The 23,694-nt window shown below is 56.8% G+C and carries 25 protein-coding genes and 1 pseudogene; 11 read left to right on the forward strand and 15 right to left on the reverse strand.

The genetic code is table 11. The features are described 5' to 3' along the window. Positions 1 to 244: 244 nt before the first annotated feature. The gene (locus V8Z78_RS19750; RefSeq protein ID WP_314353634.1) at positions 245 to 760 is read right to left on the reverse strand and encodes a DUF6680 family protein; all 516 of its coding nucleotides are present in this window, start codon (positions 758 to 760) and stop codon (positions 245 to 247) included. Positions 761 to 975: 215 nt separating this feature from the next. Between V8Z78_RS19750 and V8Z78_RS19755 the strand changes: the two genes are divergently transcribed. Next, positions 976 to 1,206 (forward strand): DUF2188 domain-containing protein, encoded by a 231-nt coding sequence (locus tag V8Z78_RS19755; protein ID WP_280031869.1) that lies wholly within the window; start codon positions 976 to 978, stop codon positions 1,204 to 1,206. A 175-nt stretch (positions 1,207 to 1,381) separates the two neighbouring features. On the opposite strand, the gene V8Z78_RS19760 is transcribed toward V8Z78_RS19755, so the two are convergent. From V8Z78_RS19760 to V8Z78_RS19780, 5 genes are all read right to left on the reverse strand, one after another. Next, positions 1,382 to 1,792 carry a LexA family protein gene (locus V8Z78_RS19760; RefSeq protein WP_081033978.1) on the reverse strand — a complete coding sequence of 137 codons (411 nt, stop codon included), beginning with the start codon at positions 1,790 to 1,792 and terminating at the stop codon, positions 1,382 to 1,384. Positions 1,793 to 2,069: 277 nt separating this feature from the next. Then, positions 2,070 to 2,408, reverse strand: coding sequence for a DUF6616 family protein (locus V8Z78_RS19765; RefSeq protein ID WP_003062340.1), 339 nt, complete (start codon positions 2,406 to 2,408; stop codon positions 2,070 to 2,072). Between the two features lie 10 nt (positions 2,409 to 2,418). Beyond that, complete coding sequence (locus V8Z78_RS19770) at positions 2,419 to 3,192, reverse strand: DNA alkylation repair protein (RefSeq protein WP_057092422.1); 774 nt, start codon at positions 3,190 to 3,192, stop codon at positions 2,419 to 2,421. Further along, a complete protein-coding gene (locus V8Z78_RS19775) occupies positions 3,189 to 3,683 on the reverse strand; it encodes a MarR family winged helix-turn-helix transcriptional regulator (protein ID WP_046462351.1) in 495 nt (164 codons plus the stop codon). The genes V8Z78_RS19770 and V8Z78_RS19775 overlap by 4 nt, the downstream gene beginning before the upstream one ends. A gap of 233 nt (positions 3,684 to 3,916) precedes the next feature. Continuing rightward, positions 3,917 to 4,597 carry a hypothetical protein gene (locus V8Z78_RS19780; RefSeq protein WP_314353640.1) on the reverse strand — a complete coding sequence of 227 codons (681 nt, stop codon included), beginning with the start codon at positions 4,595 to 4,597 and terminating at the stop codon, positions 3,917 to 3,919. A gap of 1,687 nt (positions 4,598 to 6,284) precedes the next feature. On the opposite strand from V8Z78_RS19780, the gene V8Z78_RS19785 reads away from it, so the two are divergent. The 3 genes from V8Z78_RS19785 to V8Z78_RS19795 all read left to right on the forward strand — a co-directional run bounded on the left by V8Z78_RS19785 (position 6,285) and on the right by V8Z78_RS19795 (position 7,985). Beyond that, entirely contained in the window at positions 6,285 to 6,572 is a 288-nt protein-coding gene (locus V8Z78_RS19785) for a hypothetical protein (RefSeq protein WP_314353642.1), read from the forward strand. 45 nt (positions 6,573 to 6,617) lie between these two features. Then, positions 6,618 to 7,313 carry a hypothetical protein gene (locus tag V8Z78_RS19790; RefSeq protein ID WP_349731949.1) on the forward strand — a complete coding sequence of 232 codons (696 nt, stop codon included), beginning with the start codon at positions 6,618 to 6,620 and terminating at the stop codon, positions 7,311 to 7,313. Between the two features lie 462 nt (positions 7,314 to 7,775). Further along, complete coding sequence (locus V8Z78_RS19795) at positions 7,776 to 7,985, forward strand: TOBE domain-containing protein (protein WP_003062306.1); 210 nt, start codon at positions 7,776 to 7,778, stop codon at positions 7,983 to 7,985. A gap of 219 nt (positions 7,986 to 8,204) precedes the next feature. On the opposite strand, the gene V8Z78_RS19800 is transcribed toward V8Z78_RS19795, so the two are convergent. From V8Z78_RS19800 to V8Z78_RS19810, 3 genes are all read right to left on the reverse strand, one after another. Beyond that, positions 8,205 to 8,537: a hypothetical protein gene (locus V8Z78_RS19800; protein ID WP_057092418.1), complete on the reverse strand. Its 333-nt coding sequence runs from the start codon at positions 8,535 to 8,537 to the stop codon at positions 8,205 to 8,207. A 148-nt stretch (positions 8,538 to 8,685) separates the two neighbouring features. Beyond that, positions 8,686 to 9,027, reverse strand: coding sequence for a hypothetical protein (locus V8Z78_RS19805; protein ID WP_224648269.1), 342 nt, complete (start codon positions 9,025 to 9,027; stop codon positions 8,686 to 8,688). A 75-nt stretch (positions 9,028 to 9,102) separates the two neighbouring features. Further along, positions 9,103 to 10,026, reverse strand: coding sequence for a LysR family transcriptional regulator (locus tag V8Z78_RS19810; RefSeq protein ID WP_034354058.1), 924 nt, complete (start codon positions 10,024 to 10,026; stop codon positions 9,103 to 9,105). Positions 10,027 to 10,122: 96 nt separating this feature from the next. Here V8Z78_RS19810 and V8Z78_RS19815 point away from each other — a divergent pair, with 96 nt between their 5' ends. From V8Z78_RS19815 to blaOXA, 3 genes are all read left to right on the forward strand, one after another. Next, positions 10,123 to 10,644 (forward strand): DMT family transporter, encoded by a 522-nt coding sequence (locus tag V8Z78_RS19815; RefSeq protein ID WP_349731950.1) that lies wholly within the window; start codon positions 10,123 to 10,125, stop codon positions 10,642 to 10,644. A 271-nt stretch (positions 10,645 to 10,915) separates the two neighbouring features. Next, positions 10,916 to 11,332, forward strand: coding sequence for a VOC family protein (locus V8Z78_RS19820; protein WP_003062290.1), 417 nt, complete (start codon positions 10,916 to 10,918; stop codon positions 11,330 to 11,332). A 200-nt stretch (positions 11,333 to 11,532) separates the two neighbouring features. Beyond that, positions 11,533 to 12,333, forward strand: coding sequence for a class D beta-lactamase (gene blaOXA / locus V8Z78_RS19825; protein ID WP_279088412.1), 801 nt, complete (start codon positions 11,533 to 11,535; stop codon positions 12,331 to 12,333). Between the two features lie 117 nt (positions 12,334 to 12,450). Here blaOXA and V8Z78_RS19830 read toward each other — a convergent pair whose 3' ends face one another. The 3 genes from V8Z78_RS19830 to V8Z78_RS19840 all read right to left on the reverse strand — a co-directional run bounded on the left by V8Z78_RS19830 (position 12,451) and on the right by V8Z78_RS19840 (position 15,841). Then, on the reverse strand, positions 12,451 to 13,170 hold the full coding sequence (locus tag V8Z78_RS19830) for a PA1136 family autoinducer-binding transcriptional regulator (protein ID WP_314353652.1): 720 nt from the start codon (positions 13,168 to 13,170) through the stop codon (positions 12,451 to 12,453). 1 nt (position 13,171) lies between these two features. Continuing rightward, positions 13,172 to 14,020, reverse strand: a complete 849-nt coding sequence (gene hchA, locus V8Z78_RS19835) for a glyoxalase III HchA (RefSeq protein ID WP_046462344.1) — start codon at positions 14,018 to 14,020, stop codon at positions 13,172 to 13,174. 420 nt (positions 14,021 to 14,440) lie between these two features. Then, positions 14,441 to 15,841 carry an aminotransferase-like domain-containing protein gene (locus tag V8Z78_RS19840; RefSeq protein ID WP_314353655.1) on the reverse strand — a complete coding sequence of 467 codons (1,401 nt, stop codon included), beginning with the start codon at positions 15,839 to 15,841 and terminating at the stop codon, positions 14,441 to 14,443. Positions 15,842 to 16,009: 168 nt separating this feature from the next. Between V8Z78_RS19840 and V8Z78_RS19845 the strand changes: the two genes are divergently transcribed. Beyond that, complete coding sequence (locus tag V8Z78_RS19845) at positions 16,010 to 16,243, forward strand: hypothetical protein (protein WP_003062279.1); 234 nt, start codon at positions 16,010 to 16,012, stop codon at positions 16,241 to 16,243. A gap of 168 nt (positions 16,244 to 16,411) precedes the next feature. Here V8Z78_RS19845 and V8Z78_RS19850 read toward each other — a convergent pair whose 3' ends face one another. Then, positions 16,412 to 17,296 (reverse strand): LysR family transcriptional regulator, encoded by an 885-nt coding sequence (locus V8Z78_RS19850; RefSeq protein WP_314353658.1) that lies wholly within the window; start codon positions 17,294 to 17,296, stop codon positions 16,412 to 16,414. Positions 17,297 to 17,389: 93 nt separating this feature from the next. Here V8Z78_RS19850 and V8Z78_RS19855 point away from each other — a divergent pair. From V8Z78_RS19855 to V8Z78_RS19865, 3 genes and pseudogenes are all read left to right on the forward strand, one after another. Continuing rightward, positions 17,390 to 17,473 (forward strand): annotated as a pseudogene (locus tag V8Z78_RS19855) (hypothetical protein); the annotation flags it as partial. 64 nt (positions 17,474 to 17,537) lie between these two features. Next, the gene (locus V8Z78_RS19860; RefSeq protein WP_349731951.1) at positions 17,538 to 18,287 is read left to right on the forward strand and encodes a DMT family transporter; all 750 of its coding nucleotides are present in this window, start codon (positions 17,538 to 17,540) and stop codon (positions 18,285 to 18,287) included. Positions 18,288 to 18,368: 81 nt separating this feature from the next. After that, entirely contained in the window at positions 18,369 to 19,001 is a 633-nt protein-coding gene (locus V8Z78_RS19865; protein WP_314353662.1) for a LysE family translocator, read from the forward strand. A gap of 244 nt (positions 19,002 to 19,245) precedes the next feature. On the opposite strand, the gene V8Z78_RS19870 is transcribed toward V8Z78_RS19865, so the two are convergent. Together V8Z78_RS19870 and V8Z78_RS19875 are read right to left on the reverse strand one after the other, a co-directional pair. Beyond that, positions 19,246 to 20,193 carry a bifunctional helix-turn-helix transcriptional regulator/GNAT family N-acetyltransferase gene (locus V8Z78_RS19870; RefSeq protein WP_314353664.1) on the reverse strand — a complete coding sequence of 316 codons (948 nt, stop codon included), beginning with the start codon at positions 20,191 to 20,193 and terminating at the stop codon, positions 19,246 to 19,248. A 310-nt stretch (positions 20,194 to 20,503) separates the two neighbouring features. Continuing rightward, entirely contained in the window at positions 20,504 to 23,680 is a 3,177-nt protein-coding gene (locus V8Z78_RS19875; protein WP_349731952.1) for a hybrid sensor histidine kinase/response regulator, read from the reverse strand. Positions 23,681 to 23,694: the final 14 nt, after the last annotated feature.

Raw genomic sequence — 23,694 nt, forward strand, 5'->3', positions numbered from 1 at the left:
TGCCCTGCGGACTTCTTCCCCTTGCGGGTCTTGTATTCGTCGCCCTCCCGGCTATAAATCAATCGTCTGCAAGAGTGCTGGCGTGCAATGTCAGGGCACAAAAAAACCGCCAGTTATCGGATGAGGTTCTTCCGCTTGACCTTAGGAGTTCTTATGCTCCTCTTCTTGCGAGGCGATGCCTGTAAGTGTCCTAATGCAAAAAGCCCGTGTCAAACGGGCTTGATTGATTTGCTATGCAGAGGTTTTATTCAGGGAAGTTTGTCACATGAAGACGAAGCTCTCGATCACCACTCAAGACTTCGACAACCCCTTTACGTATAGCTTCTTGCTGAGCATCTGTCTCTGAATGAATGCGTGGAGCGTATGAAGAATTTTTGATGTGTGTTTTATCAAAGTCGTAATCAAGAACAATAGCCATCTTGTGAAGAAGATCCACGAGCAGATCAATACGTTTGCTTCCCCATTGCTCTGGAGACATTTGATTGTTGCTAAGTATGTCATGATATGCCTTCCATGCCTCAATGACACTGCGCTCTTTCTTGCTTCCCTTTCCGAACTCAAGATCAATCCTATTTAGTGCCTCGACGTGCGTCCAAGAGAGTGCATAGGCGCGCGTTGATATTAGAGTTTTGAAAACACTTATTTTTCGCGCTCGAGCTTCATTGCGACTATCAAGAAAACGGGTCACTTGAACCGCTATCAGTGGGTTTAGTAGAGTCGCAGTAACGATGAGCCAGTCAGAAATCGTGATGCTGTCCATGTTTTTAAAGCTCGGAGAAAAATATTTGTAGAAGGAAGAGTGGATGATTCTAAGCTCGACGTATCCCTATTAGCCACGTGAAAAGTATAAGATCGCGCAGTGCTTGGCGAGGAGGAACTGATGGGAACATCTGAAGTTATGGGTTCAGGCGTGAACACAGGACTTGCCAATTGCACAAAGTGTTTTTTTTACTTGACCTTTGAATGGAGGAGCTCATGTCAAAAAAAGATTACAACGTCTATCAAGGCGCCGACGGGAAGTGGCGCGGCGAACGTCATGACGCTTCTAGGGCAAGCGTTGTGGGCGATACACAGAAAGCAGTTTTTGAGGCCACACGCGAACTAGCCAAAAAATCTGGGGCGGAAGTCTCTATTCATCGTGGAGACAATAGTCAGATACGTGCAAAGCACAGCTATGGGAACGATCCAAAAGATACCAAAGGATAAATAAAGCTGAGGCAGCCCAATCTGTGCCTTAGGTAAGGTGCAATCCGCTTTTATCTTTTGACCAAAGAAAAAGGCAATGTAAAGAGCTACATTGCCTTTGTTCGTTAGCAGGCACTTTTCTGGGGGCTAATCAGATTTCAAGGGCCGCCCGTGTTGGGCTGGCGTGCACTTGTGTTCATCTTGCAAAGCGCTTGATGCAGCTGGTGACGACACCCCAGATTTCCAGCGTCTGTCCTTCCTGAGGCAGGATATCGGGGTAGGTGGGGGCGCCTGCCTTGAGCTTGCAGGTGTTGCCATCGCTCTCCAGCACTCTGATGACGAGCTCGCGCTCGACAACTGCCACGACGATGCTCCCATCGCGGGCGCGCAGCTCCCTGTCCACCACGACGATATCGCCGTCATCGATGCCGTGTTCCTGCATGGATGGGCCTGCCACGCGCAGCAGGAACGTGGCTTTGGGGTGCGTGACCAGCAGGTCAGTAATATCCAGCCGCTTGCCAGCGAAGTCATTGGCGGGCGAGCCTGCGCGTGCGCTGCGATCAGCCAGCGGCAAAGTAACCGGGGACGCGATCAGTTGAACGGGCATACCACTCATGAGACGATGACTGTGCATATGTACAGTGTAGCGGTTGATGCAACTCAGGTGTTGTGAACCCACGCTGATGTCGCATGCTTTCCACTCGATCTTGCACCCGGTTCTGTGCGAATCCGGGGATCCATGTTGAGTTGCATATGCTATGCCGAAAGCTGGCCAGCCCGCAGTGGCGACTGTGGCGGGTGGCCATTAAGCGGGCATTAGCGGGCTGGAAAATGACTAGCCGCATGCATTGCAGATGCATAACGGCATTACCGGAATTACTGCGCTACGCGGCAGCTAGAGCAGCCAAGTGAATATCCGCGGCCCCTTGAGTGCTGGCCGCATTCACATGGTCAAAGTAGTCGTACCAGCCGCTGGCTTTGATGCCTGCCAGCAGAGCGTCACGAGCGGCCTGATCAGGAAAGCGCCAAATACCAAGGAATGTATGCGCGGTTCCCTGGTCAATGCTGGAGTCCGTTTCTGCCAGGGAGAGGACTTCGACACCGAGGCTGGAGAGTTGATTCAATGCGAGTCCGATGCCGCCAAGAAAGTGTTGCCTTTGTTCGGCGGACAGTGCGAGCCAAGCCGAATTGGGGGTGTAGAGCTCTACAAGGTAATGAGACATGGTTCCACTTTCACTTGAGATTGCGCAGTGCGCGTTGACATATACGTTGTGTGGCGGCGGCTTGGGTGCTTTGAAGCCATTGGGCACAGATGTCACGCACCCAGTTTGGCTGGTCCTTGGCGGCATCATTGAGCCAATTGGCGACCGAGTCCTGCACGTAGACCGAAGGGTCGTTACTCAGAGCTGAGAGCAAAGGCAGTGCTTGCTCGGGCGAGCGTTTGAGCTGTGAGATATGCGTGCTCCACACACCGCGGGGACGCAAAACCTCGCACGCGAATCGTCGGACACGTTCGGAAGGATCTTGTGTCCATGGCATCAGCTGAGCGATAGCCGCAGCCAGGTCTTGCACCAGGTGCGGCCGCATCGCCATCCAAGCCCATTCACGCACACCAAAATGGGCATCGTCTGCCAACGGGCGCATTGCGACCAGCCGTGCACTGAGATCCAGGTTAGGCTGAGCACCGATCATGAAACACGCCCAGCCTCGTGCCATATCGGCGCGGTGCGTTTGGCACTGTGCGATGCCCTTTGTACCCAGGTCCTCCAGCAAGACTGCGCCGATACGGGCCATGCGTTTGAGCACACCCAGTTGGCAGGCTTCATCGATCGTGCTCAGTGCGTGAGCCGTAAGTGCCGGAAAGAGTGTTCGTGCCAGTACGGCCTGGTCGACTGCTAGGCACTCAGCCAGCGTCGCACATTGCAACTCCCCGCGCGATAGCGCATGAAGAACGTCCCGAGGAATGTCAGCGGTGCGCGTCGCACCCTTGCGGACTTGATCACTCATGATTCAACGTCCGATTCAGGGCCTCGTACTTTCTCCAGCAACGCTGCCAACTGCTTTCGCTCATCTACAGACAGGTTGCCAAACAAGCCTGCAATCCACCGACCATGCTGGTCGATAACGGTACCGGCTAGTTGTTTTCCTTTTGATGTCAGTCGAATGCAAAGAGCACGGCGGTCTTCGGCGTTGGCGTGTCGTTCAATCAGACCTTCACGCTCCAGTCCGTCTAAGAGGCCGGTCACCGTGGCGCGGGTCACGCCAGCCTGTTCGGCCAGCGCGTTGGGTGCGAGTCCGTCAGGCGCCACATCGAGAAGGAACAACAGCACAAAGCGCCCCTCAGACAAACCATGAGGGGCCAGCAAAGCAGCGCAGTCGCGGTCGATGTTTGCAGCCATCGACAGCACTTGAAAGCACAGCTGGATGCCATCCACATCGGGAAGTTTGCGTCGTTGTGCTTCTTCTATTAGCGCCTGGTACTTCTGTTCAAGCTTCATTAGTTAGCCAAAATATAATATGGTGGCTAATTATATGAGCAAGATCACTTCATGAATAGTGGACCGAGCACCAGCTCATCAGATGCCGGCTTGTCGATTGCAGATCTTGGCCTAGCTGAGCGCCGATTCAATGGCCAAGCAGAGTAGGGTATTGAACCGTCAGGGCCGTTCAGGGGCAGCGCTTGCTTGTCATCAACTGGCGCGGGCCGACGAAGCCCGCACTTTCATCCGGGTTAGTTGGTGGCAAAGCAGTACATCAGACCGGCGCTGCCGCTTTGTTGGAGCTGCTCGACGCTGCAGCCGCGCGTGCCGTGCGACGAGTTCCACGAGGCATTGGCCACAGGGTCGGGATTGGTGCCCTTGTGGTCGTGGTGGCCCACGATGGCAGAGCCGCCGTCGCTCTTGGTCCAGTTGCCGCAGGTGGTGTCCTTGCCGGGCTCGGGCACGGCCAGGGTGCCGTCAGGGCGCGAGCCGGTGAGGATGTCGTGGCGGTTGACCTCGTCGCCAAAGCCCGAGACGACTTCGCCCTTCTCGGTCAGCGAGGTTTCCTTGCCAACCTTGGCATTGGCACTGTGGAGGTCGGCCACGCTGGTGGCAATGACCACGCCCTTGGCGTTGCGCCACGGGCCGTTGCCGATGCGGTCGCGCGCATTGACGGCCGGTTGTCCGTTCAGCGCTACATTGCTCAGGTAGGCGCGCCAGGCCTTGTTGCCTGCGCCCACGTTTGCGGCCAGCGACTGGCAGTAGCGGTCGGCCCCGGCCAGCCCGCCCAGGTCGCCGCCCTTGCCGGGGTTGGTGCTGGTGATGAAGAAGCTCATGGGGTTGCCGCCCGACGACCCCATGGCGCCGCAACCAACAATCAGTGCGGCAGCCGCAAGGGCGGTGCTGGCAGAAAGAACCAAACGACGGGACATGGCAGGCTCCTGAGCAATAGTGGAGCCCGCAGGCTAACGCAACGTGGTGTCAGCGGCAATATGGGCGGGGTTGCGAGTTGAATTCATCGCCATGATCGTTGTTTGGATAAACAGTGCAGCTTTTGCATGTTCGTTCGCTATCATTGCCATTGCTAGAGTCTTTCGATTCGGGTGACAAGCGCGTTTGATTTTTCGTCCAAATCTGGTGAGGTGTATGCGCACTGACGTTCAAAAAAAACTTTACTCCACTCGCAGCGTGTCTTACGTTTGGACTGCTTTCACCTGTCTTCGTTGGTTTCCTTGGCCGAGGAACCCTTGCGACTTGTGTCGCTGCGCTTGGCTGGATATGTTTTTTGGCCATTGCAATCATTTATCCGATTTTTTCGATTAGGAACGGCGTTATACGGACGCGGACGTCTACCACCTACAGAGCAGATGAGCCTGTACGATTTTGGGTGGGGATAATTGCATTGGAGGCATTGATGCTGTTGTTTTTGTTAATGGCGACCTACGCACTGTACGCATATTTAAATCGACCAATTTAAATTTTCGGTCAAGAAATGCAATGGACTTAATTGAATATCAAAAAATATACGCCCGCTGCGGCACATGCCAAAGCCATCGCCAGGAACACCCAGTGCAATCCTGGAATGCCTTCAGTCCCGGTGTACTTATGAGAGCGCGAAGTCCCTTGTTCTCGTACCGACAAAGGGTCGGCGCCAACAGCTCTGCCTGACGCTGGAGGAGCTGCCCAAACCCGATGATTCGCCGAACGGTGAAACTGAAATGCGTCGTAGGCCAAGTAGCCAAAAAACACGGCGAGCGCAAAGAGCCAGAATGGCGACATCCGAAGCCTCAGTTGTTATAGCGGTAGCGTAATTATTGCCTCAATCCCTACGAAATTGGGCAGAGCTCTCAATAAGTGGGCTCTACTTTAACTGGCCAGTGCCCCTTTGGGATCGTGCGCTGCCACAGTTGTCGGTCAGAATTCTTTCAATCAGGCTGAGCAGTTACACTTGGACGCGATAGGTCATCCAGCACACTCTTTGAAGGTCAGAAATGCGTCGTGAGGCTATGGTCTTTGGTTGGTTTATCTTGATTCTTGGTGTGTTCGGTATTGCGAATGGAAGCGCCATTTTGATTCGCAGTGCGATCCATGTCGAAGGAGCCAGCTGCAAGGCAATATGTGGAATCTCACTCTTGCTTGCCGAGCTTTTTACCCCGGCATTTGGGGCCTTGGCTGCGGGAGCGATTTACTTGCTAGTAGGCTCATGCTTGGCTTTAGTGGGCTACTTGGTGCTGAGAGACAGGCAAAGGGTATGGCCTTGAGCGGCAGCGGTGAATCGAGCAGAGTCTTTGGAGTTGGCCAAGAAGAGGCCTTCGCTGTTAGCATGACCAAATGTGGAAATTCTTGCAAACGATGCTCGCTGCTGCCTTCGTTTTCCTCAACGATTGGAGCCATGGGCGCATGTATGTCAGCGTAATCGGCGGATTTTGTAGCGTCGCGTTGATCTACCTATTCGCATTGCCAAGTGAGCCTCCGTTATGGCCAGCTGTGCTGGTCGTGTTTCTATCGGGAGTAGTAGGCCTTTTGTGGGAGCACCAGAGTTCACACAGCTCCGAGATGTGAAGACCGCGAGTCATGCCCAGAATTCCTCCTGCACCTGTAGAACGAGCGCGATCTGCCATGGCTGATGACGATCGAATCGTCGCGAAAGAACATCAATGGTGGATGCGAATCATTTTCCTAGTAGTAAGTGCAGTCTCCGCTGCTTTGATGATTAACGCTCTGCGCTCGTTTGCAACACTTCAGGATTTTCTTGGCGCTATTTTGATTAGCATGTTTGCATTGATCGCCGCATTCTTTGCAGTATTGGCCGCGCCTAGACGATTTCAAGATCGTTATATGAGACCAATATTAATATATGGTTGCATATTGGAAATCATCATCAATGCGCTCATCATTTTGAAATGATGTTTAGGTCTTCTGCTTGATGAGTTGCATCATAAATATTTACTTATGAATAATATACTTATATGTACTGCTGCCACTATATTTCTAATATTGACGTCACATGGGCTGACTTTTGCGTTAGATAAAAATGAAAATTCAAAGAATTTTATTGGTAGCTTAAATAATGTGAAATTTGAGTTTCCCCATAATTATGTAAGGAATGTTGAGTATAACGGTGATCCTGGTTGGGGCTATGGAAAAAAAGGAGAGAGGGTTAGGAGTTGGGGCTCGAATTTTCGTAGTCTCGGCTTTGGGATAAGCCATCCTAATTTTACTTTATTGAAAAATTCAGAGTCACTAAATTCTGTAATTAGAGTTACGTTAACAGCTGGTGAATATTATGGAGATGGCCATTTTCTTAAGAGAAGCTTTCAGGAAATTAATAGAGATCCTAATTATTCTTATAGGGAGGTTGATTCCATCTATGAACTGCGGCACTTCTCATTGACTATTGATTCTTCTGTGGTAAAAAAATCGCTGATGCGAGATTTTGATATTTACGTTAAAAATGATAAAGATGGTAAGGTTAGTGCACTTATCCGTTGTGGAAATTCTCGCGGTGACCAAGCTATATGCACGCATTTCTTTGAGATAGAACAATTCCAATCAAGAATCACTCTTAACTATAAAAAGGAATTTCTTCGTAGCTGGAACTTGATTCAGAGTAGCACTATTTCAAGACTGCAAGAACTTAGAAAGTAGATACGGAAAATATAGATGCTGTGGCATAAACCCGTTTCGGGCGAGCTTCGCTCGGAACCCAGACGTAACGTTGAGACGACTGATGACTGGATTCTGTCGCCTGTTCCAATGTCGACTTTAGGTTGTGGTTCAACTGGTCAATTCAACACAATGACGGCCTCTGGTGCAAGGAGTGCAAAGATCGCGGATTTACTACACGGAATTTCAGAAGGTCCTGATGTGTGATTGCTGGAAAGCTGGCGATACTTTGCACGAGATCGACAAGCTGTTTGACCGACCACATTCCTTTATTCACACCATGCTGGCGAATGTCCGCAGCCGACAAGCGATTGCGGCCGTCGTTGCTCGGCCCATTGCAGTCATACAGCGGCTGATAGGACCTCTATATGGCAGAGATTCTACAGCCATCAAGTCGCTGAATATATGCTCTTGTCCGTCGTCATTTCTTCAGATACAGATACTATGAAAATCAGTGCTCGCAATGTCTTGCAAGGCAAGGTTATCTCGATTGTCACGGGCCCAGTCAGCACGGAATTGACACTGGAAGTTGCCCCTGGTGTGAGAGTCACGTCCTCTATCACCTCGACGTCGGCCCAGTCCCTGGGGTTGAAAGAGGGCGACAACGCATATGCCGTCATTAAAGCGTCGTCGGTAATGGTCGCTGTGGATTAAACAGCTCTTCTGTCTAAGCAAGGAGGCTCCCGGAGGAGCCTTTCTGATTCAGCCAGTTCAGATCAGTTGGATGCGCTAAGTTAAAAGCTTCTTTCGCAAGCAACGACCTCCAGACCGGCGCAGCGGATAGCACGGCGATGTTTGCGCAGACAGCCAACAGGCATCAGAAGCCGGACAAGGGATTGCTGCGCTTCTGAATTCCGGGGCGTTGAGGTCCAATCAAGTCAGGTGGTCTTCCACAATCAACCAGCCCATGCTCCCAACCCCATCATTGATGATGTCCAGGTGGTTGCCGCCCTCGTACAGACGAATGTTCTGACCAACGAAGGCTTTGGGTGCAAGGCGCTCAATGTGGGACAGGGCCAGCCTTATTTGCTCGCCAAGCTCAGAAAGTGACTTTTGAGAGTAGTCAATGTCGATAGCCTCGGCCAGCAGTCCATAGACAACTCTCTTTTTTCCCTCTTCGGGGAAGGCGAGCACCTTTGTATGCAAGAGCTCTGCATCCGAAAATTTGCGACCAGTGAGCTTTTCAAAAACTTCAATGCTTGGCAAAGTTCCCTCCTAGCGCTGCGTGACTCAATGTAACCAGCATAGTCGAGCGCATTGAAGAGATGCAAGCACCAAGAGCGCGTAGTTACGCCTACTTCCCTAATGAATTCAGGACTGCAAACGACGCAGACCAGCTGCTGGGCATGGTTTGTCAATCGCCCTCAGGTGCCTGATCCTGCCCGTGAAAGGCTTCCCATGCAGCTGCTTCCAGCTCACCGCAATCAGAGATGAGATTGCCGCTCTCGTCATGAAGCGTATACGTTTGTTGCTCACCTCCAATGCTCGCGGCGCCATCAAGTCCCAGCAGCAAGGTATACATGGTGTCTCTCAGTACCGAATCCAGAATCGCTCGAAGTTGCTCGTGCTGCTTGGGCGTGAGCTCTAGGGCTGCGATCCGCGTTGCGACCTCCGACTCCTCATGAGCATTCATGAAAGACAAAAGAAGTTCTGACCTGAGCTTGACCCAGTTTTCAACAAATTGTTTGGCGTTCATCGTTACATGCGCAGTCATCGGCAGAGTCCTGGAGACTGAAGAAAAATTACCGCAAAAGTCGCGACTTGTGGCAACTCACTGCTGGCCAGCATTCGGTTTGCAGCTGTTCATCACAGCAAGCCTGAGCCAGGCCAGCGCAGGATCATTGTGCTTTCGCGCATGCCAGGCCTGTTGGTATGCCATTTTCGGTAGTTGCAATTGGCGTGGAGGCGCAAACTGCCGCAGATTCTTGAATGAGCGTAGCGGTCCGACAGCACGACGGGCAATCGTCAGAACCAGATCGGTACCTGGCAGCAATTCAACCGCAGCGCTCCAGTGTGGCAAGGCCACCGCAATCCTCCTTTTGAGTCCCTTGGCGGCGAGTGCGCGCTCGATCTCGTCGTTCGCATCCGGCCTCAATGCCAGCATGACATGAGGGCGCGTCAGCCATTCCTCTAGCGACAGTCCTCCTTTTTCCGGACTGACGGCCTTGTCTGCGAGACAGATGAAATCCTCTTCAAACAGTGTTTCGACCTGGATGTCTTGTGCAAGATCGGGAAAGATCCCCAGAGCCAGATCCAGTTCACCATCGGCTAGCTGTACCAGCATGGCATCCCGGCTGGCCTGACTGATGGCGAAGTCAAAGCCGGGCGCATGTTTGCGGACATATCGCATCAAGTCCGGAAGTACCAGACGAGCCGCATAGTCGGACAGTGACAGCCTGAATCGTCGTTGTGCCTGCAGTGGATCGAACTGAGGTGTTCCCAGCAGAGTATTGAGGCTGCCCAAAGCCTCCGAGAGTGGTTGCAGCAGCGCATTGCCTCGGGCCGTCAGCTCCAGCTTTCCCTGCTTGCGCACCAGCAATGGGTCATTGAAATGCTCGCGCAGCTGAGCTAGCGAATGACTCACTGCCGGTTGGCTCTTGTGCAGGCGCATGGCAGCCCTGGTCACGTGCTTCTCGGTCAGCAACGCGTGAAGTGCCAGCAGCAGATTGAGGTCGATACGGCGCAGATCATCCATGCGAAGAATAGTACACGTGCGTATAAACGATTTCCATAATTAATCCGTATGCGAGACCATTCAGACATTGCTTAGACGTTTGAAGGAGTGGCAGATATGAACAGCAAGATGGCATTGATGACGGTCGCCTCACTGGGCATGGCCTTGCTGGCGGGGGCCATCCTGCCTTTTCAGGCCGCTGCAAATGCCAACGTAGGCCGTGCTCTTGGTCACCCTTTCTGGGGGGCTGCCACATCGCTGGTGATCAGCCTGGCCGTGATGGTGCCCATGCTGATTCTGGTCAAAGCCCCCATGCCGAATTTCAGCAATGCGTTTCAAGGACCCTGGTGGTTGTGGATCGGCGGTGTCCTGGGGGCTGTTTACGTCGCCAGTGCTGCAGCCCTGATACCCAAACTGGGTGCTGGCGGATTTCTGGTTGCCGTGGTCGCAGGACAGATGGTCGTGGCGGTATTGATCGATCACTTCGGTGTCATGGGGCTGGAGCCCAAGCCCATCAACGTCATGCGTGTGCTGGGTGTGCTCCTGATTCTTGGCGGGGTGTTCCTGATCCAGGGAGCGGGAGCAGCCAGGCCTGCCGCCGCTGCGATCCCCGCCACCTCCAGCGTGGGCTTGGCTTGAGCACAAAAATAGTGACGGCCCCACTGGCGCGGCGCCAGTGCGCTGAACACTTCTCGAAAGGAAATGGACATCAGCGCCTCACGCCGAAATACTCAATGCGAGCCTTTGGTTGGACATTGACGGCCTCATGCCGTAACTGCGTTTGACAAGATCAAGCAACCACAGGCCTTCCGATCAAGAAGAATGTCCCTGACGCTCGTCGAACGTCTGGGGTTCCGTCACACCAAGTGCATACGATTAGGAGTGTGCATGCCTGGAGCAGGAGATCGCCATGAGCAAATTCAGTATTCAGCACATTGATCACATCGTGTTGCGCGTCACTGACCTGGAGCGCAGCATCCGCTTCTACCAAACGGTCCTGGGCTGTACCTTGGTGAAGCGTCGTGAGGATTTGGGTATGGTTCACCTGCGAGCTGGTGCATCCATGATTGACCTGGTGGATGTTGAGGGCCCCTTAGGCCGTGCGGGCGGACCTGCGGCTTCAAGCGAGCGCAGAAATGTCGATCATTTCTGCCTGCGTATCGAGCCTTTTGATGAGCAAGCCATCCTCGCCCATTTGGCTGGCCATGGTCTTGAGGCGGATGGGGCGGTGCGGCGCTTTGGTGCTGACGGCATGGGCCTGTCCATCTACTGCAAAGACCCGGACGGCAATCAGCTTGAACTTAAAGGGCCCGCGAGCGCCGATTGACAACTCATGCGGCTGTCCGTACCCCTGGAGTGCTCGCTATGCCCGACCTGGTTGCTCGAAAGACAGCCTCTGGCTGTGGATTCAAGCGATTGCGGCTGTCGCCGTCCGGCCCGCAAGAGACGCTGCCCATCGCGGCAAGGTGTCACCGCTCCTGTCCCTGTCAACTCAGGACGGGTTCGTTTGACTCTTAAACTAGCCGCATGAATCGACGTAGTCTGGTCTTATCCGCCCTGGCCGCAGGGTTTGCTCAAGTGACGGCGGCAGGCCCCCAGCCTCAAGAAATGGCCGAGTGGTCTCGGTTTTTCACAGAAGCCGATGCGCAAGGCAGCATCGTTGTTCTCGATGCACGCGATAGCTCTGAAACTACCCACGTCTACAACGTGTCGCGTTCCGCTCGGCGTTACTCGCCAGCCTCTACCTTCAAGATTCCGCACAGCCTGTTTGCGCTTGATGCAGGGCTGCTGCGTGACGAATTTCAGCTTATTCAATGGGATGGTGTGAAACGACCTGTGCAGGCCTGGAACGTGGACCAGAATCTGCGCTCCGCGATGAGGAACTCCACCGTCTGGGTGTATGAGCGCTTTGCCAAGGAACTCGGCGATGCACGCGAGAGCGCCTATATGCGAAAGATTGGGTATGGCAATGCGGTCGCCACTGGCGACAAGCCATTCTGGGTTGAGGGCGACCTCGCCATCTCATCCTTCGAGCAGATTGCTTTCTTGCAACGGCTTTACCGCAATCAACTGCCTTTCCAGGTCGAGCACCAGCGGCTTGTGAAGGACGTGATGGTCAATGAAGCAGGGCCTGACTGGATACTGCGTGCAAAAACGGGCTGGACCGGAAAAATCGGCTGGTGGGTGGGCTGGGTAGAGTGGCCCAGCGGCCCCGTCTTCTTCGCCTTGAACATGGACACGCCCAACAGACTTGCCGACCTTGCCAAACGGCAAAGCATCACACGCAATGTTCTGCGCTCCATTAAAGCGCTACCCACTTCAGCATAGACCTGAACCGGGAGCAGAAGCCGGCAGAGCCATGTCTTGAAGAGCTCCTGCGGCCGGTTCCTGCCCCCCGTTTACATGCTCCAAAGGGATACTTGAGATGTGAGCCGACATGGATAGTCAGGCGACGATCTCTCCGTTGCGGATCGCCACGCGAATGGCCTGCGCCGTCGTGGCAACGCCCAGGCGCTTGCGGATGCGGCGCAGGTGGTTTTCCACAGTGCGTTCGGACAGGCCGAGGGTTGCGGCAATCTCCGTCTGCCGCCGGCCGGCGGCAGTCCATGCGAGCACCTCACGTTCGCGATCGGATAGGGGGCCGAGCTCTTCTTGCGCGGGCAACTCCAGCAGCCTGCGCGCCGTGCGGAATGCGGTTTGGGCGATCAGCTCCAGCGCCAGCCGGGCCTGCGGCGAGGCATCGATGCGCTCGCCGCCCAGGCTCATCGCGCCTTCCAGCCCCAGGAGGCCGAATACAGGCACTTGCAGACCGTGGATACCCGGGCCCTGCGGCGCGCGGACGACGCTGTAACGCTCGCCCTGAGCGCCGTTCGTCTTGGTCCAGAAGAAGGGCTGGTTCGTCTCCAGGATATGGCGCGTCACCGGGCAGTGCCGCACGTAGGTTTCAGCATCGACAGGCGCGCCCGTGCCGAACCAGTCGCCTTCGATCCAGTAGATGCGCTCCACCGCATTGTCCCGAGCGCTGGAAGCCGAAAACAGCACAAAACGGTCGTACCCCAGCGGCGCGCCGACAGCACGCACCGTATCCTGGATTGCGGCAAGGCTGCGGGCGCCCTCGATGGCGAGGGCTCCGTGCAATGCCGCCTGCGCGATTGCAGTGCTCATCTCAGGCCGTGACTTCCTTGAGCAAGGTTTCGGCCGCGAGCTTGCCAAGCGCATTGCCAGCCAGAGGGCTGTCGCCGGTGATCAGCTGGCGGTCCCGGTGCACGGCACCCGAGATGCCGTCGTTGACGATCTCGAAACCCAGGGTCTTGAGCCTTTCGCCGAACTTCCAGGTCAGGTGACCCGGCATGTAGCCGATGGCCGGGGTCTGCGCATCAAGTGCGTCGGGGAAGGCGCAGATCTTGTAGCCTCGGTAGATGTCGCTGTCGCCAACCGCTAGGAAGGCAGCAGGTCCGTGGCACAGGGAGATGACGAACCGGTTGTTGGCCGCAGCCCATTCCAGTACCGCACCTACGTCACGGCTGTCGGGGATGCCGATCAGCGCGCCATGCCCGCCGGGAACGAAGATGGCGGCGTACTGCTCCAGCCCCTGCTCAAGCACCGTCGACAGGCGCAGCGGCTCCTTGAATTGCGAGTGGTACTTGTTGAAGAAGCCCTTGACCGTCTCGTCTTCGGAAGGCATTGCCCAGAACTCGAACTTGACGGGATTTCCCGACACCGTTGCCACATCGAATGCGAAGCCCGCCTTGTCCAGGTGGTACATGGGCAGAAGCGTCTCGACCGGGTGGTTGCCGGTGGAGAAAAAGCTGCCGTTATCGGTCAGCAGGTAGCGCTCGTCTGCGCCGATCATCAGGATCTTCTTGCTGCCTTGATAGGTTTTCGCGTAGTCGGCCCCGCTCAGGTCGGACTTGGGCGACGTGAACTGACTGAGCGAGTAGGGGGAGGGGAAGAACGCATTGAGTTCGGCCGGATCGGGTTGCGGTTGCTTGGTGGAAGTCGATGGTTCAGCCATGGGGCACCTCTTGGGTAGTTTGCGGAGGGCACAACAATGCGGCGGCAAGAAACCTGTGGCAATGAGGGATTTCCGTCAACGCGGGTCGGGCGAAGTCGGCGGCGTGCACTTGCAAAGCAAATGTGCAGAATCGCGAACTCATCACATGCAGCGCCTGTCGTGCATGGCTCTCCTTCCCAGTCTGATCAAGGCTGGCCGGCCTTGTGATGATGGTGTAATAGGGCAATGTCGGCAGCACCGGATTGCCAGAGTGCTTGTTACAAACGGAAAGCTGCAGTCCATCCGCTCAACCTAGAACGACCATATGTCGCGGCCGTATGAGCCCTTTGCGAAAAAAGCCGGCGCAGTCGAGGGTTGAGCCGGCCTGGATGCGAACGCATTGAGGGTGCTCCTGAATGGTGCGCCGTCTTTCCCGGGTACTTAAACCACCGCAGCGCTGAACGGCTCTGGCCTTCGTGCAAGCAGATGCGACAGCCTTTGAAGGCCCGTCTGCAAGCGTCCACGGTCCTTGATGCTGCCCAGCGAGATGCGAATGGCATTGACGGAGCCGCTGCCGGTGGCGCTGGTTGCGAATGCCTCCGCCGGCGTGACGGCGATGCCCTCGTTGTCGGCCGCACGCGCAAGCTGTGAGGAGTTCCAATACCCTGGCAACTCGAGCCATACATGCAGGCCGTCTCCAGTGCCGCTGTACCTCCCCGCAAGAATATCCCTGGCCATCCAGTGGCGCAGACGCGCCTCCTTGCGTACGCCTTCCATCAAAGCAGCAGCCGAACCGTCGAGAATCCACTGTGTGGCCAGTGCGGCCGTCAGAGGAGCGACCATCAGCGCAAATGACCTGAGCGCGACCAGGAAGCGTTCGCGTTCATGCGGGTCACGTATGAGCACGAAGGCGACACGCAAGCCGGGCGTCAGGCACTTCGACAGGGTCGAGATGTAGGACACCTGTTCCTGGGCAAACGTGGCAATAGGTGGCGGCGGTGCATCGGCAAGCAGCCAGTAGGGGTCATCTTCGACAATGCGTACATTGCAGCGCTTGGCGATGTTGGCGAGCTCCTTGCGCCGGCGCTCCGGAATGGTGATGGCGGTCGGGTTCTGCAATGTAGGGTTGAGGTAGAGCAGCCCAGGCTGGTGCTGATGGCAGGCCTGCTCCAGCATCTCGGGCACCATCCCATGCTGGTCCGCTTCCACCGCAACGATGCGCCGGCCGAACTGGGTCGCAGCAGTACGCAGGCCCGGATAACTTGCTGGCTCTGTCAATATCACATCGCCAGGCTTCGTCAGCGCCAGGATCAATGCGGCAATTGCGGCTTGCGCGCCCGGACAGACAACAACCTGCGCTGAATCCAGGGATCCAAACATCGGCTCCAGCCATCTGGCTCCTGCCTTACGGTCGGAGTCGCTTCCTCCGCCCAGGTGGTAAGTCATCAGCAATGCGGTGTCTGCCCCCATCATTACCTGAGAAAGGCCTTGTTTCAGCAGGTCGTCGAAGTCCACGCCAGCGGGTGGGGGAGGAGTGTTCATGCTCAGGTCGAGGACCGAGGTCAGTTCAATTCTCGGTGCCGCGACATAAGTACCTCGCGCGCCGCGGCCCTCCAGCAGATGGCGGCGTCTGGCTTCGTCGTATGCGCGCGTGACCGTCGTCAGGTCGAGGTTCAGCTGTGCTGCCAGCTGGCGCTGCGGAGGCAGACGATCACCCGGCTTCAGCGAACCGTCTGCCATTGCCGCTTGCAAGGCATCCGCAATCTGCAAGAAGCGTGGCCCGCCATGCACGGCCAATCGCGGCAGCCAAACTGGCAAACTGTCATCTTGTATGGTTTTCATACGCAGACATTTTGTCTCAATGTATGGAAATTGCTTTTAAGTAATATGCCTCAGAGCGTGTGGCGATCCCATTCTTGTATGGCAATCGCCGACGTTTTCGCCTCTCTCCTTCGGGAGGCGGTGTTCCTCACGGTAGACAGTGTCAAGTCATAGCTGGAAATTTTCAAAATGATCGATTGGGTCCCTGTAATCTTTGTTACGTTCAAGGTTCTCATCTTCGGCGCGTGCATGTTCTTCGCCATCAAGTGGCATTACGACCAAGGAAAGAAGGGGATGGACAGGCGCGCGCTGCTGCGCACGGGTGGCAAGGTGGCTGCCGCCTTCATGCTGGGGCTGCTGTTTGTTCTGCTGTTCACCTTCGGCCTTGCCAGAATGCTCGGCATGGACTTGAGCCTGCCATGACGGCGAAGACTGGTTAGCCGATATCCAGTCATGCAATGAACCTTGCACTCATTGCACGGCCATGACTGGTTGCCTTATCGAAGATGGCAATCTGCCTTGCGTGGCCTTTGCAGACGACCTTTGGCCTCAGGCATTCGGGAGACCACTTGCTTCGGATGACGAGGTCGCTCAGTACTCAACCGTCAGGCTGGCCCTGCTTTTCCGGGCCAGCTCGACAAATGCCAAAGCAGCGGGCGAGAGCTTGTCAAAGCTCAGCGCGGCCAACGCGATTTTCCGGCGACAACGGGGCTTTAACGGGCGGTAGACAACACCTGCCGGGGGCTCGGGCAGAGCCAGACGTGCGGCAATGGTGACTGCCTCGCCTTGCGCGACAAAGCCCATCATCGAGGTGAGCTGCTCAAACTTGAACAGAGTTCTGGGTGAGGCGCCCTGGCTGGCCAAAAAAGCATCGATATGGGGGCCCGAGCCTGCGCTGGTACGGATAAAGGGCTGTCCATGAAAGCTCATGGCAGCAATGGCCGATTGGGACGCAAGGGGGTGCGCAGCAGGCAGCACCGCCACCAGCTCGTCTTCAGCCAGGGTCAGGGTGTCGAAGCGCTCGTCGGGCAAGACGACAAAGCCCAGTTCCACACGCCGCTCCAGCAGCCACTGAACGACTGTGTCGTCCATGGCTTCCTCGATGTGCACCTCGACCAGGGGGTGCTTCTGCTGAAAGCGTGCCAGGAGCTTCGGCAGCAGACGCAGCGACGAGGTGGCGCCAAAAGATGCAATGCGCAAGGTGCCTCGGGCAATGCCATGCTCCGCATCGGCTTCCTGCTGCAATGCCTCTTTTTGCTGAAGAATGTCATTGGCGCGGCTCAGTAGCCTGGCGCCCACTTCGGTCAGTGTTGCCGCAGCCCCTTCGCGCTTGAAAAGTGAGACACCCAGCTCTGTCTCCAACTGCTTGATGGCATGGCTGACGCCGCTCTGGGAAATACCCAGCACACCCGCTGCGCGAGAGAAGCTGCCGACCCGGGCGAGCGCTGCAAAGACTTCGAGTTGTGTGAATGTCATGAGCTTTTACTCATTCGACGATGAATGCTGATTATCAGATAGTAACGTCTCATGAACACATTACGAACTTCCACCCATTTGGGATTGATTGGCATGGCTGCCCTGTGGGGCGCCTCCTGGCCCTGGGGACGCATCGTCGCGCAAACCATGCCTCCGCTGGCAGCGGCCAGCCTGCGCTTCTTTCTGGCTGGTCTCCTGCTGGTGCTGTGGCTATACCGTAGCGGGCGCATGGGTGCATTGCGTGTTCTGGGGCCTCGCCAATGGGGGGGGCCTGGCCTGCGCTTCTGCCGTAGGCGTGCTGGGCTACTCCGTGTTCTTCTTGCAGGCACTCAAGACCGTGCCCGCGGGCAAGGCGGCCATGGTGGTGGCGCTCAACCCGGTACTGACCATGCTGTTCGCAGCGCTGCTGTTTCGTGAACGCGTGAACGCCGTCATGTGCCTGGGCTTGGGGCTGGCCGTGACGGGCGCCCTGTATGCGCTGAGCGGCGGCGCTTTGGGGGAGCTGGTGTCTTCCTCGTCCGGCGTGGGAGAATGGCTGCTGCTTGGCTGCGCCGCATGCTGGGTTGCCTATACCCTGATAGGACGCATCGTTCTGACCCGCGTGGATGCGCTGACCACGACGACGGCAACCGCACTCATTGGCGCTGCACTGCTTCTTATGGCCAGCATTGCTCTGGAGGGCTCGTCCGCCTGGACTGGCCTGGCAAAAGCCCCTGCCGTCGCCTGGTACAGCGTTGTGGCGCTGGCCCTGGGCGCTACGGCATTGGCTTACGCCTGGTACTTGAAGGGCGTCCAGGAGCTGGGTGCTGGCGCCGCAGCCGCGTATATGTCACTGGTGCCGCTGTTTGGCATGCTGCTGTCCAGCGTCTGGCTCGGAGAGCCCATCACCAACTCGCTGCTGGGTGGCGGCGCTACGGCCATCTTCGGCATGTTGTTGATGAATATAGGGCGCATGCGGCTGGAGAGAGCCTCTCACTCTGCGGCTGCCTGATTCGGGTCGAGCGCTGCTGCTTTCGGCCAGGAGCAGTCCTCGACTGATATATTCAAATGCAACAGCACTTGAGAAACCATCATGCCTGGCTTTGAGAATTGGCTTGCCTTCGGCCTTGTTTCCCTTGGAATGGTCCTCACTCCAGGACCGAACATGGTTTATTTGATTTCCCGATCGATATGCCAGGGACGTACCGCCGGTCTTATCTCCCTGGGGGGAGTTGCTCTCGGCTTCGTGTTCTACATGATGTGTGCGGCACTGGGCATTACGGCGATCGTCATGGCGGTACCGTATGCCTACGATGCGTTGCGCATTGGCGGGGCTCTGTACCTGATCTATCTGGCATGGCAAGCCGTCAAGCCGGGTGGCCGCTCTCCGTTTGAAGTCAAGAACCTTCCGCAGGACGGCCCAAAGAAGCTGTTCCTGATGGGGTTCCTGACCAATCTTCTCAACCCGAAGATCGCCGTGATGTATTTGTCACTGCTGCCTCTATTCATCAGCCCTGAACATGGCAGCGTGCTCTCGCAATCCCTGGTTCTGGGCTTCACCCAGATTGTGATCAGCGTCAGTGTGAATGCCACGATTGCCATGCTTGCAGGCTCGATAGCAGTATTTCTTTCCGCCCGTCCGACGTGGATCCTGGTCCAGCGATGGCTGATGGGAACGGTTCTCGCCGGCTTGGCCGTACGTATGTTGACCGAAGCAAGGAAATAGCACCTTGCCGAACCACCTTGGGACGTATGGCGACAGTCATAGATGGACCATTTGTGGCCCTTCGCACATCTCAGAAGCGTTCACTGGAAGATGACGCCATGGACAATGGCGATGCTGAACAGCCAATCGGCGTTCAGCATCGTCGAACGTTACACGCCTTGCCCTTGGGGCGGCTGGCACGACCCGGCAAACTCAAGACAGCTGCAGCCGGCCAGAAGCTGTCCTTGAAACAGGCAATGAATTTTCAAGTCAAGCGAACGAGTTGCTGCTCGGTCACCGTGCTTCCCCACTGCGCTCCTGGCTCCTCCTTCTGCAGCTTGAAGCCAAAAGACTCATACAGCTTGCGGGCGGCGTCCAAGCCTTTGAATGTCCACAGATGGACTTCACGGAACCCACGTATATCGCAGAATGTCATCGCCTCTGTCATCAACTGCCTGCCGACACCGCTACCGCGACAACCATCGTCCAAGATGAACCATCGCAGATGGGCTCTGTTGTCACCCAAGTCCTGGCCGTCAATCGCGAGCGAGCCAACAATTCGGTCATTGAGCAGGGCGGTCCATACCCTATTGCACGGCTCGTTCAGCCGTCCGGCGAACTCTGCCGCGCCAGTCGCGACCTGGCTCTCGAAGAACTGCCCGAAATTGGAGTGCTTCGAGTAGAACGCTGCATGCATTTCGGCAATACGCCCAACCAGTCCGGGGCGATATCCTGCGCTGACGGTGATTGGGCTTTGCTGCTTTTCTGCCATATTCAAGCGGTGGGCCTTAAGTGCTCCTGCATATGCAGACAAGCCCTGCGCAACCGCCTGTTGCTGGGAGCGATTGAGGTGCTGAAACGCAGCTTGTACCTGCATCTGGCCATAGGAATGAATCTGCCTGACCGTGCTGCGCCCCTGGGCCGTCAACTGCAGTAGCTTGAAACGGCCATCATCGATAGCAGCCACTTCCTTGATCTCTCCTGCTGCAACCAGCTTCGCAAGCATTCGGCTGACGCTTGACTTCTCCAGCCCCAAAAGCTGCACGAGCTGAACCGAGGTCATGCCTTCATGGGCGTCGATTTCAAGCAATGCATGCACAGCCGATGCCGAGTAATCCGTTGCGGCCAGTGTCGGCTGCATGAATCCGAGCTCTCTTACCAGGGCGCGGGAGTCGGCTCGGATCGAGTCAATTTCAGACAGGGTGTTGGTCATCTGTGGTGTCAAGCAATCAATATTGGTTGCAATATACAACTATATGGTTGTATTGTGCAACTGATTTGTGCTGAAGCCTGATAGGAGTGGATGGCTGTCCATGGCCAGTCCTGTACGTAAGCCATTCCGGCAGCTCAGCGAGCTGCACATCCGGGCTGCCGTTGCCCATCGATTCACGGAGCCGGGTCGCGCACAATTGCAGGCGGTGGCGTAGTCACGTCAGGGATCGGGGTGGTGTGGCTCAGCGCAGAGCGCAGTCGTTTCAGGCGAGTCGACTGCTGGCGCTGGCCTGCGGGGCGCCGCGTACCTTCTAGGCGGAAATGCTGCTTCTGACGATGTCCAGGGTTTCGTGCATGTCCTTGACAAGCAGGGTCAGCATTTCCCGTGACGCAGGAGTTTGTCCGTTGGACCTGATCTGATTTTCCAGGGATTCGGCTTGCGCAAGGAGATCCTTGAGCGCGACAGCAGAAAGACCTCCCCGGATCCTGTGCAACACGGCGAGCATGGCCGGGGCATTGTCCCCACTGGCGGACTCCTCGAGGGTGTTCAGGTCCTGGCTCATGGTCTGGATGAAGACCTCGCGGTACTTTCTGGGAATAGCGGCGGCGTTCGCCGAAGTGTCGAGCCTGGGATTGCCGGCGGGATCGTCCGAGCCGCCTGGCGGCGCTGCATCAGCGCTGGCTTTCGCATGCGCGCGCAAGTGCAGCCACAGCGATCGCAGATCGATAGGCTTCACTAGCCAGCTGTTCATACCGGCAGCCCGGCATCGGGTCTCTTCTTCCTTCATGGCATTCGCCGTCACTCCAATGATGGGCGTGGACACGCCACGCTCGCGCAGGGTGCTTGCCAGCTCATAGCCATTCATGCGCGGCATGTTCAGGTCGGTAAGCAGGAGATCGAAGTTGTTAATGCTCCATAGCGCGAGGGCGTCTGCCCCGTCGGGGGCAATGGTTACCTGGCAGCCAAGCTGTTCAAGCTGGTCGCGCAGCGTGATCTGATTGATCGGATTGTCCTCGGCAACAAGAATATGCAGATTCAGCTGATGATAGGGCGGATGAGCGGGCTCCGGCGAAATCTCCAGCTCCCCGCTCACCAGATATTGAATGGCGAATCCGACGCTGCGCACGGAGTATCGGTTTGCCTGCGGCGGGAGCCTGCCAAAGTCTTCGTATCCCCTGGCCACGATCCGCGGGCCCGTCCATTCCTCAAGATCGACTCGATCATCAAGCACGACGTCCACGAGCACGCCAGGCGACTCGCTCTCGGGATAAGCATGCGGGGAGAGGGCGCTTGCCTGAGCCCCCCAGCGTGTCAGCCACAGGCACAGGTTCTCGCTGAGCTCCTTGCGCGGGCTGCGTACATAGGTCGTGATATCTCGCAGCTGGGGAGCAGAGCTCGCAGGCGGGCTGCCCTTTTCAAGAACGAGATCCACGGAAAAACTGCTGCCCAAGCCGGGTTCGCTGGTGACATGGAGCTCACTGCCCATGAGCCTGGCCAATCTGGCGGAAAGGGCAAGGCCGATGCCCATGCCGCCAACCGTATGCGAGCCGCCGTTGATCCGATAGAAAGGCTCGAACAGTCGTTTTCGTTCTTCGGGGCCGATGCCCGGTCCGCTGTCCACCACCTGCAGGCACAGCCGAACCTTCTCGTCCTGCAAGGATTCGGCGCGCAGCCGGGTGATGACATGTCCGGCGTTCGTGAACTTGATGGCGTTGCCAAGCAGGCTGGTGAGAATCTGGCGTATGCGCCCTGCATCCCCGTAGACGCATGCCGGCACGGAGGTGTCCACGCAGCCATAGATGACCAGGCCTTTTTGCTCGCCGGCTGGCGCGCAGGACGCGACCGCACTTTGTACCAGCTCGCCGGGATCAAAGGCTGCTGCCTCGAGTGCAAGCTGCCCCGACTCGATCTTGGTGACATCCAGGATGTCGCTGATCAGCTGCTGCAGAATGCCCGATGAATTCTGGATGTGATCGATATGTCGGCGCTGTTCATCACTGAGTGGCGTCATGGCAAGAATCTCCAGCGTGCCCAGCAACCCATACAAGGGCGTGCGGATCTCATGGCTCATTGACGCCAGGAAGGTCGATTTCGCCTCTACGGCCCGTTGTGCCTGCACCTTGGCCTGTTCCTGGGTGCGCTCCATCTCGGCTCGTGCGCTGACGTCCGCGAACACGCAGAGCACCACATCCTGGCTCTTGTAGCGTGTCGGCACGAATCTCACATGCAAGGGGCGGCCGTCCAGGCCCTGAATGCTTTCGATGCTCCCCGGCTTCGTGGTGCCCATGATCTGCCGCAGCAGGCCATTGGCTCCCGGGGCGTTGTGCAATTCAGCGTCGGCCCCTATGCCCAGCCATTGCGCCGCGAGCTCATTGCTGAAGGCGACCTTGCCGGTCGAGCGATACAGGACGCAGAGCGCGACCGGGACAGTGCCAAGCAAGGTGAGATTGAATGCATCCATTTCCTGCTCGCTCTGGGCTGCGGCCTGCGCAGGATCGGTGACATGCAGCCGATACCATCGCCTAAACCCCAATCCGCCCGCCAGAACCAGCAGCAATGCGGTCAAGGCGCCCACCGGCAGCCAAGCATGGTTCTTGATGAAGCTGCTGTAGCCGAGCAAGTAGACCGCAGTCCAATCGCCATTTTTGTCGGCAAGCCGAAGAATCAAGCCTTCGGACGAAGCCTTGAAGCCGATATCGTCGGCAGCCGGAAGCCGTCCCTCGCCTATCAGCACGCCGCTGTCGCGCCGCATCAACCAGAAATCATCGTAGGCAGGCTGGAAAGAGGGGCGCTCCGATGCACTGATTCGGTCTCGCGTGAACAGCGTCGCCGCATAGACATTGCCTGATGTGCCGGACTGCGCATCGTCTGCGTCCAAAGGCAGGGATACCGGAAGAACCCCAATCATCGCGCCGGGGAGATCGGCGTCCCGTCGCCACTCGATCGGTGAATCTAGCCTGACTCCTTGCGGACTCTCGCTGGATGCGTGTTGCTGGATCGCCTGAACCACGCTCAGCAACACTCGGCGCGTCAGGGGCGTATGGCTTGAATCTGCGGCAACTGCCGGCACGCTCAGGCTGAACTGCCTGGCGGGCGATACGACGAAGACGGGCGCGGCTGGGAACGCCAGATTTGCCCAATACGTGGAATAGAAGTCGGAAAGATACGAGCCTGCCCCTGAGTAGACGCCGCTCGTCACCGGGCAGAATTCTGCCCGCTGGCAGAGCAGGGTGAACGGCATGGACGCCGCTGCGCGTTGCCCATCGAAGAATCGCCAGGAGGGCGACTCGGTGCCTGCAGCCGAGCTGACCGAAGTGCGTGAAGCCAGGCTCGCCCGTTCGGCCTGCTGACTTTGCATGCGCAGCGCGCGCAACATCTGCTCCTGGGCGTTGATGTTGCCCATCAGGAATGAAAAGTCCGCCTGAAGCTGGTCCTTTTCATTCTGCAGGATATGCTGGCCGAGCCAATACACGGCACCAGCCAGCACAAGAGCAACCGGAA

Origin of the sequence: Comamonas sp. wu1-DMT (assembly GCF_040187805.1) — a bacterium.
Lineage (GTDB): Bacteria > Pseudomonadota > Gammaproteobacteria > Burkholderiales > Burkholderiaceae_C > Comamonas > Comamonas thiooxydans.

Coding starts and splice junctions, on each gene's coding strand:
- V8Z78_RS19750 (WP_314353634.1), bottom strand. CDS start 760: ATGGACAGCATCACGATTTCTGACTGGCTCATCGTTACTGCGACTCTA.
- V8Z78_RS19755 (WP_280031869.1), top strand. CDS start 976: ATGTCAAAAAAAGATTACAACGTCTATCAAGGCGCCGACGGGAAGTGG.
- V8Z78_RS19760 (WP_081033978.1), bottom strand. CDS start 1,792: ATGCCCGTTCAACTGATCGCGTCCCCGGTTACTTTGCCGCTGGCTGAT.
- V8Z78_RS19765 (WP_003062340.1), bottom strand. CDS start 2,408: ATGTCTCATTACCTTGTAGAGCTCTACACCCCCAATTCGGCTTGGCTC.
- V8Z78_RS19770 (WP_057092422.1), bottom strand. CDS start 3,192: ATGAGTGATCAAGTCCGCAAGGGTGCGACGCGCACCGCTGACATTCCT.
- V8Z78_RS19775 (WP_046462351.1), bottom strand. CDS start 3,683: ATGAAGCTTGAACAGAAGTACCAGGCGCTAATAGAAGAAGCACAACGA.
- V8Z78_RS19780 (WP_314353640.1), bottom strand. CDS start 4,597: ATGTCCCGTCGTTTGGTTCTTTCTGCCAGCACCGCCCTTGCGGCTGCC.
- V8Z78_RS19785 (WP_314353642.1), top strand. CDS start 6,285: ATGGCTGATGACGATCGAATCGTCGCGAAAGAACATCAATGGTGGATG.
- V8Z78_RS19790 (WP_349731949.1), top strand. CDS start 6,618: ATGAATAATATACTTATATGTACTGCTGCCACTATATTTCTAATATTG.
- V8Z78_RS19795 (WP_003062306.1), top strand. CDS start 7,776: ATGAAAATCAGTGCTCGCAATGTCTTGCAAGGCAAGGTTATCTCGATT.
- V8Z78_RS19805 (WP_224648269.1), bottom strand. CDS start 9,027: ATGAACGCCAAACAATTTGTTGAAAACTGGGTCAAGCTCAGGTCAGAA.
- V8Z78_RS19810 (WP_034354058.1), bottom strand. CDS start 10,026: ATGGATGATCTGCGCCGTATCGACCTCAATCTGCTGCTGGCACTTCAC.
- V8Z78_RS19815 (WP_349731950.1), top strand. CDS start 10,123: ATGAACAGCAAGATGGCATTGATGACGGTCGCCTCACTGGGCATGGCC.
- V8Z78_RS19820 (WP_003062290.1), top strand. CDS start 10,916: ATGAGCAAATTCAGTATTCAGCACATTGATCACATCGTGTTGCGCGTC.
- blaOXA (WP_279088412.1), top strand. CDS start 11,533: ATGAATCGACGTAGTCTGGTCTTATCCGCCCTGGCCGCAGGGTTTGCT.
- V8Z78_RS19830 (WP_314353652.1), bottom strand. CDS start 13,170: ATGAGCACTGCAATCGCGCAGGCGGCATTGCACGGAGCCCTCGCCATC.
- hchA (WP_046462344.1), bottom strand. CDS start 14,020: ATGGCTGAACCATCGACTTCCACCAAGCAACCGCAACCCGATCCGGCC.
- V8Z78_RS19840 (WP_314353655.1), bottom strand. CDS start 15,841: ATGAAAACCATACAAGATGACAGTTTGCCAGTTTGGCTGCCGCGATTG.
- V8Z78_RS19845 (WP_003062279.1), top strand. CDS start 16,010: ATGATCGATTGGGTCCCTGTAATCTTTGTTACGTTCAAGGTTCTCATC.
- V8Z78_RS19850 (WP_314353658.1), bottom strand. CDS start 17,296: ATGACATTCACACAACTCGAAGTCTTTGCAGCGCTCGCCCGGGTCGGC.
- V8Z78_RS19865 (WP_314353662.1), top strand. CDS start 18,369: ATGCCTGGCTTTGAGAATTGGCTTGCCTTCGGCCTTGTTTCCCTTGGA.
- V8Z78_RS19870 (WP_314353664.1), bottom strand. CDS start 20,193: ATGACCAACACCCTGTCTGAAATTGACTCGATCCGAGCCGACTCCCGC.